This window comes from Aquimarina sp. EL_43 (assembly GCF_943422735.1).
Lineage (GTDB): Bacteria > Bacteroidota > Bacteroidia > Flavobacteriales > Flavobacteriaceae > Aquimarina > Aquimarina megaterium.
Map to the genome: position 1 here is coordinate 931,164 of NZ_CALSBR010000001.1, position 17,712 is coordinate 948,875.

Here is a 17,712-nt window from a genome sequence, read left to right on the forward strand (position 1 = left end):
CTTTCGGTTTTTAATATAGAATAGTGTGGTTTCTACGTACTTTTATTACTTTAAAAAATTTGATTTTTTTGTCTTAAAACACCACAAACAATCAAAAGCTGAGCTGTTGCATATGTAGTCATAATCCATATGTTACTCATAGGCAAAGGTTGATAAAACATTGTAAATGCCAAAATGCTATCAGAGATCATAAAAAACAGGGAACCTATAAAAACCATAAGAAAACTCATTTGAGAGACTCGTTTCTCTCTTAAATATGATGCATTTGACATTAACAAAATCACGATCATATACACCATCACAGGGATTAACATATCTCCTAGCCCAGGGTATAACAAATAGAACAAACCTGCTCCATAAGCAACGGTTAGCATAAGAAAAATCTTGTTTTTTTTGTGCTTATTATGCTTTTTAAGAAACACCAAAATATACATTACATGTGCCAACAAAAACATAACTAGTCCTGCAATAAAGAAAAGTTGAGATTGTATAACAAATAAAAGTAGTATATCTCCGGCCAAAGAAAACAACAAGGCCAATATCATTAATCTAAATATAGAAATACCCAGTCCTTTTCTATGTGCCAAAAAAAAGATGATTAATGAACCCAGAATTGAAGGTTTCGTAATATTTCTAAGATCCGAGTACGCTTCATTACTACTACAAACCAGATCACATATCACAATAATGATATAAAATACAACAAATACTACAATCCCCTGGTTTCGTGTTTTTTTGCTCATCGCAATAGTATTATTAATCCTCTGGTATCACATGTAATTCTACAATCTCAATTTTGGTATTAGAAGTCTCTATAATTTTAATTTTGAAACCATCTATTTTCACTTCTTCTCCTTGTTGAGGAATTTCTTCGGTATGGTTTACAATCATCCCTCCCAATGTTTCATAATTTTCATCTTCTGGAAGGTCTAATTTATAGGACTCGTTGATGTGGTCTACTTCTATTCGTGCAGAAAATCGATAATCATTTTCTGACAATTGTTCTTCGATAAGTTCTACAGAATCATGTTCGTCTTCAATTTCACCAAAAAGCTCTTCTACAATATCTTCTACTGTAATAATACCACTGGTACCTCCATACTCATCGATCACCACTGCTATACTTTTATGTTTTTTGGTAAGAAGATTAAGCACATCTTTAACAAACATTGTTTCTGGCACAAAAACTACTGGCAAAAGAATTGATCTTAACGATTTAGGTTTTTTAAATAACTCGAAAGAGTGTACATACCCAATGATATCGTCTACAGTATTGTTATACACAATTATTTTTGACAGACCTGTATCTATAAATAAGGTACTCACTTCTTCTATTGATTGTAATTTCGCTACGCCCACTATCTCTGTCCTGGGAACCATTACTTCTCTCGACTTAACGTCTGAAAAATCCAATGCATTTTGAAAAATCTGGATTTCACTATCAATTTCGTCATGCTCCTCGATAGTTTCCATTTGCTCGTTTATATAATCTCCTAATTCTGTTTTACTAAAAGCAAGTTGAACTTGATCCCCATCTGTTTTCAGAAATTTTTTGAGCACAAAATCAGAAACCCAAATTACAAATGATGAAATAGGTGTAAATACAACATAGAAAACATATGCCGGAAATGAAAAGGCTTTGAGTAACGTATTAGAATAAATTTGAAAGAACACTTTAGGTAAAAATTCTGCTGTAATTAGAATCACCAAAGTCGAAATACATGTTTGCAATAGTAACGTAATACTACCTGCTATTTCAGGAAAATACCCAGCTATTATTTTCATCAGTATTTCACCCATATAAAACCCATATATAACTAATGCTATATTATTGCCTACAAGCATTGTTGCAATAAATTTGGAAGGTTTTTTTGTTAAACGGGCTAGGATATTTGAGATAAATCCCCCTTGTTTTTTCTCAATCTCTATGTGTATTTTATTAGAAGAAACATAGGCGATTTCCATTCCTGAAAAAAAAGCTGAAAGAATAAGGGAAAGAATAATAACAATGATATGTAATTCCATGAATTAGTCTTTGTTATTGGCGTCAAATCGTTTTCTAAAGTTTCTTTTAAAGAAAAACATAAAAATTGCGGCAATTGCAAAGAAAATATAGAGCATACTTCTTCCGCCTTCTTGTCCCCATTCTGCATATGCTTCGTAGATAAAAAAACACATGATCGCCAAATAGGCATATTCAAAAAATCTAAATACTTTCATCATAGTACTGGATTACTCCTCTATAAACATTACCCCATCATTTATTCTTGAATTCAAGATAGTAAAATCCTGATTAGCATCAAAACCATCTGCTTCATTAATTGTTCCATCTGGCAAATAACTTTTATAGGGCTGGTCTGTAAATATCCAATTAATATTTTGGTCCCAATATAACTGCTTGGCTTGCAAATGGGTACTATCTGCAGTTCGTATATCTACATTACCTCTCATATCGATTAAGCCTGTTTGCTGGTAAGAAATTGCATAATCTGAGGTAACCACACTTACTTTTCCTTCTTTATCAATAATATCTAACACAATACCTTCTGGGAATTCGTGATATACGAAAGGTTTATTAGAATAATCTAATATTTTTGATGTTTTAAGTATTGCTGTAAGCCTTCCTGAGTCTGTATATTTAAGATTTATCTCATACCCTTCTGCAATAGGGGCGTCTTCTAAGATTAAACCTCCCAGATCATTTTTTGTTGTTGATTGACATGAAAAAAACATTGTCACAGCAAATGCTGTGACAATGTTTACTATTATATATATATATTTATTTTGCATTATAGCTTTGGCACTCTAACCGTTTCACCAATCCAGCATCCAATACTTACAGATTTTTTTTCTGGGTTGTTAAAAATATCAGTTTTTGATGGTGCTTTAGCATGATAGTTAGCTGCAAATTTATTTGCCGTAGATTTTAAACTTGGATCTACTTTTCCTGCTCTTCGAGCATAGTTTTCTGCCAACCAATATACTGCTCTTTTACTAAACACATCGTCTCCACAGCTATTTGCACTACTTGCTATCATACTTGCAATTCTAAGATAACAAACTCCCATAGATGGTCTATGCTTAAGTGCTTTTCTATAGTATGATCTAGCTTTTCCTTTACTTCCTTGTCTTTTCATCACTTCACCAATCTTGAAATAAACTTTAGCCTTATCTCTCGTTTTAGTTTCTAATTCTGCAGATTGATTAAAATACTTTAATGCAGTTGTTGTCTTCTTATCTTTTAATGCTAATATCCCTAAATAATAAGCTGATTTTGCAGATGGTTCTGTTTTATGTAGTGCTTCTACTAACTTAAAAAACAATGGATCATCGGTACAATCTTTAGACGACATTCTTCCTGCTGCTCCTTTTAACCAACCTGCATCTGTTTTTTTAGATTCAAACTGTCCAGTATAAAGAGGTATTAGGTTTTTACAATCGGCTAACTCTCCAAGTTTCTGGTTAATCCCTGCTTTTACTTTACTAAAGGCATTTAGGTTAATACCAGAATTTTTTAGTTTTCTTTTTTCTTTAGACGATAATGTAGTTCCTGATTCTTCTTTTTCTGTAAGCTCTGCAATTGTTTTTGCCAACCTACTTTCTTCATTCTCTATCTTTTCTGTAATATCATCATATAGATCAAAAACTCCCTGAAGTTCTTTTTTTCCTTCACCATGAAGATCAACAAAAAGAGAGAAATAAGTATATAATTTCTTAGGTCTTTTAAAGTTTTTCTTATCTTTTGTATATGCTTTATCAAACTCTACAAACTGATTTTCTTTACTATCAATTTTATTATCATACATTAACTGACCTATATCAGAATGCATATCACCTATTTTAGTTTTTGCCGGGAAGTACTGAAAACGCTCTTTCCATAATGTAATGATTTCATTTGCAAGAGCAGATTTCTCTGCAGCAGAAGCTTTTTTATATTTAGCTGCTAACAATTTTTGTCCAAATTGATATGTTGCGACGCTATATGTAGGACATTCTTTTCTCACCTTCCACAGAGGTTCCTCTGCAGCAGTATAATTCTTTACCTTAGCATGCTCATAAGCGATGGATGCTGTAGTTGCACAGTCTGTAGCCTGAGCACTTACTTTTGTAGCACTTAAAACTAATCCTGTTGCTATTATAAATAAAACTTTAGTATTCATAGCTGTAGTAATTATTGTATTTAATTAAATTTTATTTTTCTGAACCATTTATCATTTAATGACAAACTTAAAGAGATATTAAAAAACTCTTCTTTAACAAGTCCAAAATTTGTTGTTCCCCGTTGACCATACTCAAAACCTATATTAGTATTCGAGAATAATCTACCAACTGGTAAGCCTACTCCAAAAGATATGCCAAACTCATTAATCGAACCGTTATTAATATTTAATCCTGTCTCCTCATAACGAAATCCAGCACGGTATACAACCCTGCTAAAATAGCCTGTTAACGAGTTATAATTAGGAATATAATATCCTCCCGTTTTGAATTTTGAAGCGTTCTCGTATACAACATTATCCTGGTTAGATACAAGATTCGTAAATTTTCCAGAATCCATGTATATATATTCTGCGCCTACAAACCATTTTTTAGGTTTCCCAATCCCGGCACCAAATTTAAATTCGGCAGGAAGATCTATTTCTTTGTCTTCTACAGCAACATCTTGTCTTTCTATAACTCCTTCTCTACCACTATTATCAATTACAATCGTAGCAAGTTCCCTCGTACTATCTGTTGTTAATTCAAAAGAAGGTGTTGACACTGCAGAAGCAACTAGTTCTAGTTTTTCTGTGATCATAGTTTTATACGTCACTCCAAAAGATAAGCTAAAGGATGATAAATCTGAACTATTTATTTCTCTTGTATCAAATTGAACACCTGGTCTTCGTAATATTGTTTTGTTTTCAATATTCCCAAAGTTATAATTTAAATCTAAACCTACGCTTAGATTCTTGTTAACTTTGAACCCTGTAGACAAAAAGACCTTATTCAATCCTCCTTTTCCGGTGAATCGAAGCTCGCTTCCATCATCTTTAACACTATTAAGTTCATACCCTACAGAAGTAAGAGGAATAACTCCAAAACCAAAACCAAATTTGCCAGCAGGAATACCAATAGCCAAATAATCTAATGAGGCGTTTTCTCCAGATGATGATTGATTGGCATTACTAATCTTATATCTACGATATGAGGCTCCTACTGTATATGTTGTGAGTCTCAATTCTCCATAAGACGCAGGATTTTGAAGATTTAAATGGATACTATCTGTATATATACTCAATCCCCCCATCGACCTGTTTTCTACTGTTCCTTTGAATTTCGGAATCCCTATCCCATAAAAAGAATACGGAGACGAAGTCCCTTCCTGAGCGTAAGATATTATGGTAACGTGTACCAATATGATTACTAAAATCTTCTTTATCATTTACTATTATTAAAAGCTAAAATGCGGTTTAATCCCTCCAACAAAAAATTAGAAGTGGCAAATATGCTATTTTTTAATCTTTTAGACAAAAAATGTGCATCTCCACCAGTTAAAATAACTGTTAAATCAGTATAAATGTTGCAATATTCTTCAATTACTCCATCAATTTCATGCAAAATTCCAAAAACTACTCCCGAATGTATTGCTTCTTCTGTACTGTTTCCTATATGATTTTTTGGATCAGTTACCTGTAACAATGGTAGTTTTGCTGTATAATTATGAAGACTCTCATATCTAAGTCGCACTCCCGGCCCAATTGCGCCACCAAGATACTCTTCTTTTTTGTTTTTAAAATCATATGTTATACAAGTTCCTACATCAATTACCAATACATCCTTATTAGGAAACTGATCTACCGCCGCTGCTACCAAAGCTAATCGATCTATTCCTAGTGTAGTTGGGGTCTTATACAGGTTTTTGAATGGCATTTCTACCTGATGATCTAACATAAGCGTATTATACAAACGCTTAACATGTGTTATATGATTCTCTTCTATAGTAGATACTGAAGAAATTATGGCATTGGTGATCAAAGGGTATTCTTCTTTGATATTTTGGATTGTTTCTTTAAAATGATATTGTTCAATCCTTTTTTTATAGACAATTTTCGATTCTTCAAAAACTCCTATTTTGGTATATGTATTCCCTACATCAATAATGAGATTCATACTTTTATTTGTAAGTCGTAAAAATACAAAACGATTTTTTTAATTTTTTCTTTTGAGTATTAAAAAAAGCGTTCTATATTTGCATCCGCTTACAGCAAGGTGCCTTAGCTCAGTTGGTAGAGCAAAGGACTGAAAATCCTTGTGTCCCTGGTTCGATTCCTGGAGGCACCACCTTAAAAAACCCGAACAAATGTTCGGGTTTTTTTATTACATATCATTAAAAGGTTTATACTATTCCTCTACCGGAACTGTTTTTGTTGGTATCGTGAAACACTTATTCTCTGTATTGCACAACCTTTGAGAGGCAGGTGGTATATTACCTCCCTTAACTACGCTTGTGTTCACCAATTTGGTGATTTTTATCTTTTCTAACCCTAATGATTTTATATTCTTATTTGTGCTCATAACAATTCGGTTTATAGGTTCTCGATACTAAAAATATAGTTTTTAACTAACTTCCAATACAATATACTAATTGATATTTATAAATTTAAAGCATAAAACACTGAATTTGATACTACAGGGCTTTACCTCATATCTCTAAATGCTTGATAAAATAGGATGGATAAATACCTGTTTTTTTATAGAATGCAGAAGAAAACGATTGTGCATTTTTAAACCCTACCTCTTCTGCAATGGCCTTTATCGTATAAGAACGTAATGATTTATTAGATGTAAGCTCATCTACCGCAAAATCAATCCTTAAATTATTAAGGTAATTGGCAAAGTTGACATTTTTATACACATTTATAATCTTTGATAAATATGCGCTATTCGTATTCAGCTCTTTAGCTAATGAATTAAGTGTGTAATGTTTTTTAGAAAATTTAACCGAATTCTCAAAATTATGAAGCTTTTTTAATACCGTTTCTACAACATCTTTTGGGATATCTATATCTTGTTTTTTTGAAATATTAGTATTGATATCAACAAACTCTAGTAGATTATGTTCTTTATTTTTTTGATCTTCAAGTAATCTTAAAAAACGTTTTCTATTTACATAGCTTTTGCGAAAACCATATGTAGCAAGTATGATCAAAACAACAAGAAATACAATTAGAATAGTTATCGTTTCTTCTTTTAAGAATTTATCGCGCTGCAATTGATCTATTAATTTTTCTTTTTCAGAAATTAATTCTACAGTATCATATCTCTCATTAATGTTTTTGGTTAAATATATTTGATTAGCATGTCTTATGCTATCTAATCTTAATAATGTATTGATGTATTCAATTTGTTTTTCAAGATTTTTTTTTGCTTTAGAATCAGCAATCAAATAATCGTATGTATCGATTAATTCGGGAATAACATCTTCAGTTTCTTTGAGAATACGATCTACATTTCTAAAATATTGTATACCCTTCTCTACCATACCCTGATCCTGATATGAACGAGCAATATAATAATCACAGATAGCAACTCTTGTCTTTATCTCATCTGATTTTTGTATTAAACTTTTTCCTTTTTTTAGACTATCAATTGCCTTATTGTAGTTTTTAGAGAAATATTCATACATCCCCGAATACATCACAAAATTAGAATAGATAGATATATCATTTGTTTTTAATGCTTCCCGAATTCCTTTATCAATATAATCTTCGGCCAGTTTAAATTGATTACTATAAATGTATGAATCAGTAAGAGCAAATAGAACTCTATTATACGTGCTTGAGGTTTTAAATTTAGGGTTTTGATCTAAAAAGTTTAAATACTCCAAAAATATAGTTTGAGCCTCTTCCCTTTCTCCTGCCGTATTTTTTAATAATCCTATATTAAATTTCAGCTTTAGATATAACAGCTCATTCCCATTTTCTTTAGCAGATTTTGATGCTATGAGATAAAGTTCTAAAGCCTCTTTATAGTTTCCTTCTTCATAACGCGTATTACCCTTACGTAAATAACCCAATGCCGGATATCTTTCATAATTTTTACTCTTGGTAATTGCAATAAGACTATCTGCATAATGTAATTGATTAGAACGGCTTAGTTTGGATAAAAAATAATATGCATCGGCCATACGCAATGTATCTAATTGATATATAGCTTTATCGAGGGAGACCTGTGCTATTTTTAATTTTAGGGAGTCTTCTTGTTGTTCTGCAATTATCTCTTTTAACTCATCAAAATCTAGTAAAACCTGAGCATCATTAGGCCTTTTAACTTGTCCGCGTAATGGCTGCGCAAAAACAAATAAAATTAGCAGATAACCTAAAAATGAATACTTCCTGATCATTAAAGTGATTTTTATAGTATTTGAAACCTGCTCAACAGAATTCGAAAACCATATCTTATTAATTCAATATATAAGTGAATGACATAAAAAATAATACGAAATAAAACTACCAAAAAAAACAATGTGAATGATTTATTCAATACATAGTTTGGTATACAATAGCAAAAATCAAACTCTTGCAACATACACAAAGTATCAGTTTAAATTTATAAATATCAAGAATATTACTTTGTATTTCATGTACTCATCGTCATATTTTTGAATTCTGTAGAAGGTGAAATACATACCAATCTTAAAACTAATTTCATCAAATACTAATTTTTAAAACTCTTAAAGCCATGAAAAAAACCAAATTCTTAGTTTCAATTTTAAATTTGACTTTTGTAATATGTTTACTACTGACTTCTTGTGAATCAGAAAATGAAGAGTTACCTCTAGAACAAGTTTCTAATGCAACCGAAAACAGTAGCAACACCAAATCAAGGGCCTTGAGTTCTCAAAATGTGTATCGATATTATAGTGGGGGGTCTGCATCTCTTCATACCTATAAAACACAAGGAGGTCAAGGTATTGGAATAGGTCGTAGAGAAGGGGTTTCCTTTAGGACCGACGTAGCCAGATCTCGTCGAGAAATTGATTTTAACACATATAACGAATTATACTTTTTGTTACATCCGAGAAAAATAGATTTCGTTTTAACAACTAGCCCTACCGAAATTTTAACTTTAATAAGTAAAGGGTGGAAAGATGTTTCCCGACTTGTTTTAATACATAAAAAACCAGGTAACGGAAGAAAAAAACTCTATCGCTTTTACAATACTCAACACTCTGATCACCTGTATACCAAAAATTATTCTGAAGGTATTAACGCCGGATATAAATATGAAGGAGTAACTGGCTGGGTGTATTAAAAATATAATCGATAAGAAAAGGTGCCTTCAAAAATCATTTTGAGTTTGTGAGTAAAATACATGTTGATATTTATCTGAAGGAGTTACACCACGAAAAACCCAAACATCTGTTTGGGTTTTTTGTTTTTATAACATGAGTCAAAAGTCTAACATTCTAGGTTTATCCCGACACTTTTATGGTCTCTGTTAGAACATATCCATCGGTTGTATTTCCTGTTACAGAATTCGCTATACTGCGATTAATATCACCAGAAAAAATACCATCCTGAGCATTCGAAGTATCAAAATCTCCTTTATAATTCGTAGTAGCATAGACTGCTTTAGAAATATCTTCGGGAAAAGCAACTTGAGTAATAAGCAATGATTGCCCCGATGATTTTAAAATTTCTAAGTGAAGATGAGGAGCTCTACCTGGGTACCATCCAGGATATATACTTATAAACGAAGCGTTACCACTGGTATCTGTAGTTTGTCTTCCTCTTAAAAATTTTTGACTTGTGAAATCTCCATCTAACTGACCAGAATATTCAGAATAATTTCCCTTTGCATCACATTGCCAGATATCTACAAACGCTCCTGCTAATGGTTTACAATTGTCATTTACATTTTGCACCTGTATTGTTATTTTTAAAGGAATTCCTGTACGATCACCAATTATATTTTCTTTTACCAAATCTGCTGGTGTTTTTATTGGAAACGGCCCTGCTGTTTCTACTGGAGAGACAACACATGATCCTGCATCTACTACGCCTCCTGCATCATCATCTTTATTACAAGATGTTATTAACGTTGGAATTGCTATAATAGAGCCTATTCCTGCCATTCCATTTTTTAAAAATTTCTTTCTATCCATAATATCATCATTTGTGGTTGCAGGGGCGTAATTACATTACTATAATATAGAAACGCCCCACAACACTTTATTAATCTGTATTTTCTATTACAACATTTACTATGAATAACACCTCGGCTACTACCTCCTCTCTCAAAAGACTGAAATACATTTAAATGTTACAAAATGTTATATATAAACAACAACTAAAGTTAATTATACCCTATTTTTTACTTTTTCCTAAATTCTTAAAAAATTACTTCTTGTCTAATTCAGAGGTATTGGTGACCATCGAGGTTCATACACATCTACAGAAGTCTGCAATTGAAATCCGACATTAGAAGTTTCAGTGGTTTTAGCAATGCCTCCTTTTCTATTTTCATCACCAATTTCAAAGACAATATAATTACCTCCTTCTGGTGATAGTGAACCTCCAGAAACTTCTTTAGAAATCCCAGAAACAGTAATTTGTTTTATACGGCTATCTAAGAAACTGTAATAACTTAAATCCAGAAAAGACAATTTCTTATTATCAATACTCCAGATTGGCTGATCTTTATTCTCAGCAATCAACGTATTAGAACTTCCGTCTGGTTTGATAGTATAAGCATGAGTATAAGACACATCGTCTTCATCATAACGCCAGGTTTTTGTATATGCCAGTACAGGATTAGTTGCGTCATGATTCCAACTCAACTCTTCGTACCAAAATTGATCTTTATTAGGCGAACTTTGAATAACCGTAAGATCACTCATTACTATTTGAGTTCCCGAATCAATTTTTGACTCTACAGTAACCATTGGGATTGTATACAAATTAGTGGAAAATTTCGTCAAATCATCATTGTTACCATCAATATTAGAATTACCGGTCATTACAGAGATTGCTAATGTTTTTCCATCAGGGGAAACTCCTAGAGATCTTACATCCAAACCAAAATTTGATATTTTGGACAACTCTTTTGTTTTTACATTTACTCTAAAAGCTTCCCAGGCACTTTTTGCTGGTCCCTTTGCACTAGCAAAATATACGTATTTGGCATCTGGACTCCACGACACATAACCAGATACCGGACCGGCATCTGCTAATTCGACCACATTAGAACCATCTGGATCCATCATATATATTTTCCTGGTATCACCAAAGGCAATTTTATGGTTCCCAAGATCTTTTTTTATCTCTTGTAATATGGTACTGGTTGGTTTCGTTGTAGTTGGTATTGTATCTGGAGTATCATCTGCTTCGCAAGAAAGAAAAAAAGTAATGCTTACTACAAAAATCACACCCTTCATTAAAACTTTATTTTTCATTTTATTTATTATTCTTTTGTGGTTTTTGGATTATAATAACAATCTCTAGATCAAAGAAAACGCCCATAATACCTCATTAATTCTTAATATGACGTACTGCTTCTACTATGTGAATATCTTCTCCTGCTGTAACTTGGGCAGTGGTAGGTATAGATAATATATCGGGAGTTATACCAATTCCTTCAAAAGATTGAAACGTATTGTTATATTTAATTTCTACATCATGAGTTGAAACCCGGGTTTTCCATTTTCCTCCTCCATTAGTTAAGGTAAAAATGTCGCTCCCTGCAAAGATTCCAAAAGTCGTACTTCCTATTGTTCTACTATGAGACTGGGTTTTCATTGCAGCTGTAAAATACTCTGCTGCACTTGCCGTTCCTTTTGAAGTTAGCACTGCAACTTTTTTGGTAAATTGAAATGCCCCTGAAGCTACAATGGTATTATCTTCTGGAAAAACTCCCGCGACAAAACCTCCTTCTACTCTCGCATCAGGATATCCTTCGAACTCCTTTGTTGCCCATTCGCCAAGAGAAGCAACAGTACTTCCTGTAGATGTTTTTATTCGTTGTCGTATCAATTCTATCGGGGTATTATTTGTAAAAAATCTACCTGCCAAATAATATGCAAATGGTCCTTGCCCACCTCCATTAGTACGAACATCTATAATAATTCCTGCTTTATTTTGTAGTGCTGTTAATGCTTCGTCAACAATAGCTTTAAAATTATTAAACTCACTGTCATTTTCATTTACAGGTTCAAAATTTTTGGAATTGATATATCCAATATTAGAATCACTTGTTACAGTACCATACGATAAATATGGGTTATTGGCACTGCTCGAGACGATACTTACTTTACCAGCAGTATTGTTTTGGATCATATTTTGAATATTCCTATCAAATTCTGGTTCAAACCCTGCTTCTTGATTAGCATTAAAAGTTAAACTACTATGCCCATCTTTGACAATAGTACCCATTATCGTTTCGAAAATCCCAAACAACTGATTATCCGAAGTTGTACTAGTGATTTTCGGATAATATGTATCATACACATTCTGCCAGTCTATATTTTTTCTGTGCATTAAAGGATAATGTCTATCATAGATTTCCCAAAATTCTTTAAACACCTTTTGTTGTTCTATTAAAGTGCTATTACCATCTGGTATTGTTACATCATCATCTTTACTACAAGAACCAATAATCAATACCAACAAAAAACCTAATAGCGGCAATCTAAATATATTCTTCATCATTATTTTCTTTCAGTAGTTCAAAAACCGAACACATCTTTTAAACATTTCAATTTATCTGGGTTGTAATCAAAAACCAGATGTATTCGGTTAATTTTATTTATTATCTTTTATAGGTACCATCTGGCAATTTTGCTGGCATTTTATATGCTGGATTTGTAAATATTACCCAGGCTTTTGTATCGGTTGCTTCTACTTTGGCTCTAGTGTTTAACCTCCATTCATTGTCAATTTCACTTAATCTATTTTCTTGTGCCCCAAGCATAGAACTCATCACCCAGTATAAATATTCGCCAACCTGGCAATTGTAGTCACAGGTAGTATCATCATAAGTATACCAGGCATTGGCAGGATAGCTAGCTGGCGGAGATTGAAAGTGCCCTCCACGGGCAACATCCATTGCTTTACTTATTTCTGATCCCGATTGAGAACTAAAGACTCTGGGATAAGCTCTTTCATGCCCGCCATTAGTGATAATATGCCACACTTCTTCTAAAGCAGCATCAAATGATCCCGTATGCCCGTTTGTATGCCATGCTGGCACGGTTTCGTCTGCTCCTAGATCTTGGCCAACTTTAAACCCTGCAGGAGGATTAAAATTATCTCTATCTGCTTCTGTTTTCCACATAAATAAAAAAGCTTTGTTAGATTTCATCGAATTGTGAATCGTTGTATTATCAATCGAACCATCTTCGTCATTATCTAAATATTGAGCCATTAAATTAGCTGCATGTAACAGCTTAACATCTTCTACCGCAGCTACAGCATAAATTGGAATATCAAAAACCATAACTTTTCTGTTAAATGCACTAAAACCCGTATCTGTATTTTCTACAATTTTAAAATTTGGATCATTACCTGCATTAATCGTTCCTGTTGTTGGTATTGTTGCAATATCATCGTCATTTGAGCAAGCTACACAACTTAAAATGGTGCAGGTTACTACTATCACATTTACTATTCTAAAATGGTTTTTCATACTTTATTATTTTGTTATTTTATATTGGGTTATTTCTTCTTCAGTCATCCAGTGAACCCTTTCTGCAGGAGCAGCATTAATCGTGAAATAATAAAAATCTTCTGCTTCTTTCTGTGTAAATCCAACCGACTTGTAATAATTGATATATGGTAAATGCACAGCGTGACCTACAGGATACGAAGTAGCGATTGGTTGTCCGGGAGCTGCTCCCCAGGAATGTACTCCGATGCGACTTCCTTGTTCGCGTGTTCTTTTTACCCCTCCTACATACATATCTACTGCTCCAGAGGCGATAACAGAACGTGCAGACAAATGAAATTCTATTCCGCTATTATGCATTTTTTTGGAAACTATCAAATTAGCATCATCATCTTCAGAACCAGGGCAATCCAACATATTTATCTTTTTCAACTTGGGATATTTTGCCAGTAGGTTATTAAAATGAGCAGGGGTAGCGCTTGTAATCGTACCATTCATTTCTGCAGTCGTTTCATTTATTGATTTAAAAATTCCAAAATCACCTTGAGCTACATTGTTATCATCATCATTAGTACATGCCAAAAAGCTTACAGAGATTAAAAACAGGATGATAAGTTGATTTTTTTTCATTTTCATAATTCTAAAATTTTATTGTTTATATCTACAACATCTAAATGACGCTAAACCCTAAAAATTATTCCACAGAACAAGTCCGAATGCTTCTATCTGGACTTTTTTTAATTACTGCCAATTTGATTTACAGCACTTACGGCATTGACAGTAAAATTGCCCAGGACAACTTTATTTGAGCCTGAGTTTGTAATATTTCCCAAGAGATTTACGGGAGGTGTTGCAAACAATTGACTCGGATCTCCAGAGCTTTCACTATCATTTGCTTCTAATTGTAAACTTTGATTTAAGTAGAATTGGTAAGAGTCGAAATTGATATTACAAAAAGTAACTTTTATTTCATCATAAAGAACTGTAATATCATCATCATCATCCTGTAACCTAAACAAATCAACTTCTACAGATGCACTTTCTTTGCCATTAAATACTACATCATTAGATTGTGATGTATTAGATGAGACTAATTGTCCTTCACTAAATAACTCTACAGTAAACTTATAAAAGTTGGTATCATCACCTGGGTCACTAAACTCTATCTCTAAAATATCTCCATTTTTAATACTTGTATTGTTAATAAGAACAACAGGTTTTAACAGCTCTTCTTTTGATTTAAATAGAGTTCCATCATTTAATCGTACTTCTATCCAATACGAATAACCTATTGTAGTTGAAATAGATTGAACTGAAGTATAAACGCCTTGATCAATCACAAAATCATTTGTAACTAGATTTGTATTTCCCGAAGTATCTTTTGCATACAACGATACCGAAGCATCATTTACAGGTTTTGAAGATGATGAATCTTGTAAAGGAACCGATTGCTGAATACGTATCGAAACCGGAACATTTTCATTAGAAATAGAACCAAAAATGATAGTTTGAGGCTCATGAGTAACATCGAGGCTTATTTCTTTGGTACAACTGGTAATACAAAAGATAAGCAAACTACTTGCTATTATTTTTATATATATACTTTTCATCTTACTTAAAATTTAAAATTATAGGTTATAAAGGGTACTGGTGCTCCGATTACAGAATATTGAAATGTTTTTAGTTGATTATTTCTCACAGAAGAATACACCGAGAACGGGTTTTTATGACTGTATACATTATAGACTCCGAACACCCAATTACCACTCCACTTTCTGTTTGGTTTCTTTTTAGGTGTATATGTAAAAGAGATATCTAATCGGTGAGTAGGTTTTAAGCGAAATGCATTCCTGTCTGAGTAGGTAAAAAACTGGTTGCCACCCACTTCAAACTTGCCTGTTGCATAAGTTGTTGGTCTCCCTGTTTGATACGTAAAAAAGGCTCCGACACTCCATTTTTTAGACAATTCATAATTAGAAGTAATATTAAAAATATGAGGACGATCGTAATTCGAAGGATAATAATTTCCGCTATTAATATTCTCAGAATTAAATGAACTTGTAGTTTTTCTTTTGGTTACTGAATACGTATAATTAGCATTTCCTGTGAGCTTTCCTTTTGTTTTATATCCACTTAATTCTAAGCCGTATGAATATCCTTTTGCAGTTAATAGCTGAGTTTCTAAGTTTTCATTCAAAAACAAATCTGCCCCATTTTTATATTCTACCAGGTTTTTAAAAGTCTTGTAATATCCTTCTACAGAAAAGTTATATTTCCTGTTAGGAGTATCATAAGCATATCCGGCAGAAATCTGGTTCACCTCTAATGGTTTTATATGATATCCTGCAGGTTTCCAAATATCAAAGGGTAGGGTAGAATAGCTATTAGAGATCAGGTGTATATATTGAAACATCCTATTGTAACCCAATTTTATAGCTTTCCTTTGGTTAAGATCATACTTAAGTGCTAATCGGGGCTCAAAACCATGGTAATTTTTAATCACTTCATTGCTTTTATAACTACGTGATCCCGTAATACTACTCACAGTTTGTGGTACCTGCGCATCATAAAAGGATACTTTATTCGGTCCTAAGTTTCCGAACCAGGAATATCGGAGGCCAATATTTGCAGAAAACTTATTTAATTTCTTTTCGTAAGACACATAAGGTGCTATTTCCAGGCCTTTTTCTGTACCAAAGTTCACTGTATTTATAGAAGTATCGTTTCCTGTAATCTTTGCAGGAGTAAAACGATATAATGTACTATTAACTCCAAAACGAATTTTGGTATCTGTATTCTGAAAGAATGTAAAATCGGGTTTAAGTATCCAATTTTCTACGGCCGATTTCCAGGTAAAATTACTAGCTGATCCTGCTGGCCCACCACTACTATTTTCTGATGACAATGAATAATTATAACGACTGAAGACTCCAGATAAGTTCATAAATAATCTTTCAGAAAAAATGTGATTCCATCGTACTGTAGCTGTACTATTTTTCCACGAGAAATTTATACTTTCATTGGTATTTTGCTGGGTATTCTGCTGATCCTCATCGGTATCATCAAATTTTAGTTTCATCACATCGGCTCCAAAATATCCAGAGGCAAATAATTTATTTTTCTCATTGATATCCCAGGAGAGTTTAGCATTTAAATCATAGAAATACACTTTATTTCCTTTTAAGCTTTTTATGAGCGGAAATGCTAAATCAAAATAAGAACGCCTACCAGAGACTAAATAACTTAGTTTATCTTTTTTAATAGGGCCTTCGAGAGTTAATCTAGAAAATAAAAGCCCCAGTCCTCCTTCTCCTTTAAATTGTTTATTACTCCCCTCTCGCTGTCTAATATCTAATACCGAAGAAGCTCTACCGCCATACCTTGCTGGGATTCCTCCTTTGTATAATTTCATATCTTTTATCGCATCCGAATTAAAAATGGAAAAGAATCCCCAAACATGCGAAGAATTATAAATGGGGGCTTCGTCCAGAAGAATCAAATTTTGATCAATATTACCTCCTCTCACATTAAAACCAGATGTACCTTCTCCTACAGAAGATACTCCTGCTTGTGTAAGCATAGCTCTGGTTACATCTGGTTCTCCTAGCAAAGCTGGTAGTTTTTTTATATCCTGAGGTTTCAGGTTTATAGAACCTGCAATAATGTTTCCTGTCTGACTTTTGTTATTTGTATTGGTGGTTATAATAACTTCATCCAAATTATTGCTGATTGGCTTTAATTCGATGTTTATTTTTTTATTTCCCGTTAGATCAATATTTTGAATTATATCCTCATAACCTAGATAAGAAATAATCAATGTATGTTCTCCTTCTTTAAGGGTTAAAGAAAAGAACCCATATTCATTGGTTACAGCTCCTTTTCCTGATTGCTTATCATAGATTGTAGCTCCCAATAGTGTTTCTCCCGTCGTGCTATCATTAATAGACCCACTGATACTATGAGACTGGGCCTGTAACGTATAAAAGGCAGAAAAAAAAGTAAAAATTAAAAATAGGTGTTTCATAAATTGTATGTATAAAAATTAGGTACATACAAAATAACGCC

17 protein-coding genes and 1 tRNA gene are annotated in these 17,712 nt (G+C 32.9%); 2 read left to right on the plus strand and 16 right to left on the minus strand.

Features of this window, described 5'->3' with window-relative positions:
- Window positions 1–50: 50 nt before the first annotated feature.
- Genes NNL09_RS04230 through NNL09_RS04260 form a run of 7 tightly spaced genes read right to left on the minus strand, consistent with a single transcriptional unit; the run spans window position 51 to window position 6,153 of the window.
- Complete coding sequence (locus tag NNL09_RS04230; protein WP_025663364.1) at window positions 51–743, minus strand: lysoplasmalogenase; 693 nt, start codon at window positions 741–743, stop codon at window positions 51–53.
- A gap of 13 nt (window positions 744–756) precedes the next feature.
- Entirely contained in the window at window positions 757–2,025 is a 1,269-nt protein-coding gene (locus NNL09_RS04235) for a hemolysin family protein (RefSeq protein ID WP_196909234.1), read from the minus strand.
- Between the two features lie 3 nt (window positions 2,026–2,028).
- A complete protein-coding gene (locus tag NNL09_RS04240) occupies window positions 2,029–2,220 on the minus strand; it encodes a hypothetical protein (RefSeq protein ID WP_051475962.1) in 192 nt (63 codons plus the stop codon).
- 12 nt (window positions 2,221–2,232) lie between these two features.
- A complete protein-coding gene (gene lptC, locus NNL09_RS04245) occupies window positions 2,233–2,790 on the minus strand; it encodes an LPS export ABC transporter periplasmic protein LptC (RefSeq protein WP_196909235.1) in 558 nt (185 codons plus the stop codon).
- Complete coding sequence (locus NNL09_RS04250; RefSeq protein WP_025663368.1) at window positions 2,790–4,160, minus strand: M48 family metallopeptidase; 1,371 nt, start codon at window positions 4,158–4,160, stop codon at window positions 2,790–2,792. Before NNL09_RS04250 ends, lptC begins: the two co-directional genes overlap by 1 nt.
- 20 nt (window positions 4,161–4,180) lie before the next feature.
- Window positions 4,181–5,425 (minus strand): hypothetical protein, encoded by a 1,245-nt coding sequence (locus tag NNL09_RS04255; RefSeq protein ID WP_196909236.1) that lies wholly within the window; start codon window positions 5,423–5,425, stop codon window positions 4,181–4,183.
- On the minus strand, window positions 5,422–6,153 hold the full coding sequence (locus tag NNL09_RS04260; protein WP_196909237.1) for a type III pantothenate kinase: 732 nt from the start codon (window positions 6,151–6,153) through the stop codon (window positions 5,422–5,424). The genes NNL09_RS04255 and NNL09_RS04260 overlap by 4 nt, the downstream gene beginning before the upstream one ends.
- 98 nt (window positions 6,154–6,251) lie before the next feature.
- Between NNL09_RS04260 and NNL09_RS04265 the strand changes: the two genes are divergently transcribed.
- Window positions 6,252–6,324 (plus strand) — tRNA-Phe (locus NNL09_RS04265).
- Window positions 6,325–6,384: 60 nt separating this feature from the next.
- Here NNL09_RS04265 and NNL09_RS04270 read toward each other — a convergent pair.
- Together NNL09_RS04270 and NNL09_RS04275 are read right to left on the minus strand one after the other, a co-directional pair.
- On the minus strand, window positions 6,385–6,558 hold the full coding sequence (locus tag NNL09_RS04270) for a hypothetical protein (protein WP_160170042.1): 174 nt from the start codon (window positions 6,556–6,558) through the stop codon (window positions 6,385–6,387).
- Between the two features lie 127 nt (window positions 6,559–6,685).
- Complete coding sequence (locus NNL09_RS04275) at window positions 6,686–8,386, minus strand: helix-turn-helix domain-containing protein (RefSeq protein WP_196909238.1); 1,701 nt, start codon at window positions 8,384–8,386, stop codon at window positions 6,686–6,688.
- 338 nt (window positions 8,387–8,724) lie between these two features.
- Between NNL09_RS04275 and NNL09_RS04280 the strand changes: the two genes are divergently transcribed.
- A complete protein-coding gene (locus NNL09_RS04280; protein ID WP_025663372.1) occupies window positions 8,725–9,297 on the plus strand; it encodes a hypothetical protein in 573 nt (190 codons plus the stop codon).
- 160 nt (window positions 9,298–9,457) lie between these two features.
- On the opposite strand, the gene NNL09_RS04285 is transcribed toward NNL09_RS04280, so the two are convergent.
- The 7 genes from NNL09_RS04285 to NNL09_RS04315 form a co-directional block, all read right to left on the minus strand.
- On the minus strand, window positions 9,458–10,150 hold the full coding sequence (locus NNL09_RS04285; RefSeq protein ID WP_025663373.1) for an intradiol ring-cleavage dioxygenase: 693 nt from the start codon (window positions 10,148–10,150) through the stop codon (window positions 9,458–9,460).
- Window positions 10,151–10,396: 246 nt separating this feature from the next.
- Entirely contained in the window at window positions 10,397–11,440 is a 1,044-nt protein-coding gene (locus NNL09_RS04290) for a hypothetical protein (RefSeq protein WP_025663374.1), read from the minus strand.
- Window positions 11,441–11,516: 76 nt separating this feature from the next.
- On the minus strand, window positions 11,517–12,692 hold the full coding sequence (locus NNL09_RS04295) for a S41 family peptidase (protein ID WP_196909239.1): 1,176 nt from the start codon (window positions 12,690–12,692) through the stop codon (window positions 11,517–11,519).
- 100 nt (window positions 12,693–12,792) lie between these two features.
- Window positions 12,793–13,668 (minus strand): hypothetical protein, encoded by an 876-nt coding sequence (locus tag NNL09_RS04300; protein ID WP_196909240.1) that lies wholly within the window; start codon window positions 13,666–13,668, stop codon window positions 12,793–12,795.
- 6 nt (window positions 13,669–13,674) lie between these two features.
- The gene (locus tag NNL09_RS04305) at window positions 13,675–14,283 is read right to left on the minus strand and encodes a hypothetical protein (protein WP_196909241.1); all 609 of its coding nucleotides are present in this window, start codon (window positions 14,281–14,283) and stop codon (window positions 13,675–13,677) included.
- 101 nt (window positions 14,284–14,384) lie between these two features.
- Entirely contained in the window at window positions 14,385–15,257 is an 873-nt protein-coding gene (locus NNL09_RS04310; RefSeq protein WP_196909242.1) for a DUF4249 family protein, read from the minus strand.
- Between the two features lie 5 nt (window positions 15,258–15,262).
- Window positions 15,263–17,671, minus strand: coding sequence for a TonB-dependent receptor (locus NNL09_RS04315; protein ID WP_196909243.1), 2,409 nt, complete (start codon window positions 17,669–17,671; stop codon window positions 15,263–15,265).
- Window positions 17,672–17,712 lie beyond the last annotated feature (41 nt).

Coding starts and splice junctions, on each gene's coding strand:
- NNL09_RS04250 (WP_025663368.1), bottom strand. CDS start 4,160: ATGAATACTAAAGTTTTATTTATAATAGCAACAGGATTAGTTTTAAGT.
- NNL09_RS04270 (WP_160170042.1), bottom strand. CDS start 6,558: ATGAGCACAAATAAGAATATAAAATCATTAGGGTTAGAAAAGATAAAA.
- NNL09_RS04285 (WP_025663373.1), bottom strand. CDS start 10,150: ATGGATAGAAAGAAATTTTTAAAAAATGGAATGGCAGGAATAGGCTCT.
- NNL09_RS04295 (WP_196909239.1), bottom strand. CDS start 12,692: ATGATGAAGAATATATTTAGATTGCCGCTATTAGGTTTTTTGTTGGTA.
- NNL09_RS04310 (WP_196909242.1), bottom strand. CDS start 15,257: ATGAAAAGTATATATATAAAAATAATAGCAAGTAGTTTGCTTATCTTT.
- NNL09_RS04240 (WP_051475962.1), bottom strand. CDS start 2,220: ATGAAAGTATTTAGATTTTTTGAATATGCCTATTTGGCGATCATGTGT.
- NNL09_RS04280 (WP_025663372.1), top strand. CDS start 8,725: ATGAAAAAAACCAAATTCTTAGTTTCAATTTTAAATTTGACTTTTGTA.
- NNL09_RS04300 (WP_196909240.1), bottom strand. CDS start 13,668: ATGAAAAACCATTTTAGAATAGTAAATGTGATAGTAGTAACCTGCACC.
- NNL09_RS04275 (WP_196909238.1), bottom strand. CDS start 8,386: ATGATCAGGAAGTATTCATTTTTAGGTTATCTGCTAATTTTATTTGTT.
- NNL09_RS04260 (WP_196909237.1), bottom strand. CDS start 6,153: ATGAATCTCATTATTGATGTAGGGAATACATATACCAAAATAGGAGTT.
- lptC (WP_196909235.1), bottom strand. CDS start 2,790: ATGCAAAATAAATATATATATATAATAGTAAACATTGTCACAGCATTT.
- NNL09_RS04235 (WP_196909234.1), bottom strand. CDS start 2,025: ATGGAATTACATATCATTGTTATTATTCTTTCCCTTATTCTTTCAGCT.
- NNL09_RS04255 (WP_196909236.1), bottom strand. CDS start 5,425: ATGATAAAGAAGATTTTAGTAATCATATTGGTACACGTTACCATAATA.
- NNL09_RS04305 (WP_196909241.1), bottom strand. CDS start 14,283: ATGAAAATGAAAAAAAATCAACTTATCATCCTGTTTTTAATCTCTGTA.
- NNL09_RS04315 (WP_196909243.1), bottom strand. CDS start 17,671: ATGAAACACCTATTTTTAATTTTTACTTTTTTTTCTGCCTTTTATACG.
- NNL09_RS04230 (WP_025663364.1), bottom strand. CDS start 743: ATGAGCAAAAAAACACGAAACCAGGGGATTGTAGTATTTGTTGTATTT.
- NNL09_RS04290 (WP_025663374.1), bottom strand. CDS start 11,440: ATGAAAAATAAAGTTTTAATGAAGGGTGTGATTTTTGTAGTAAGCATT.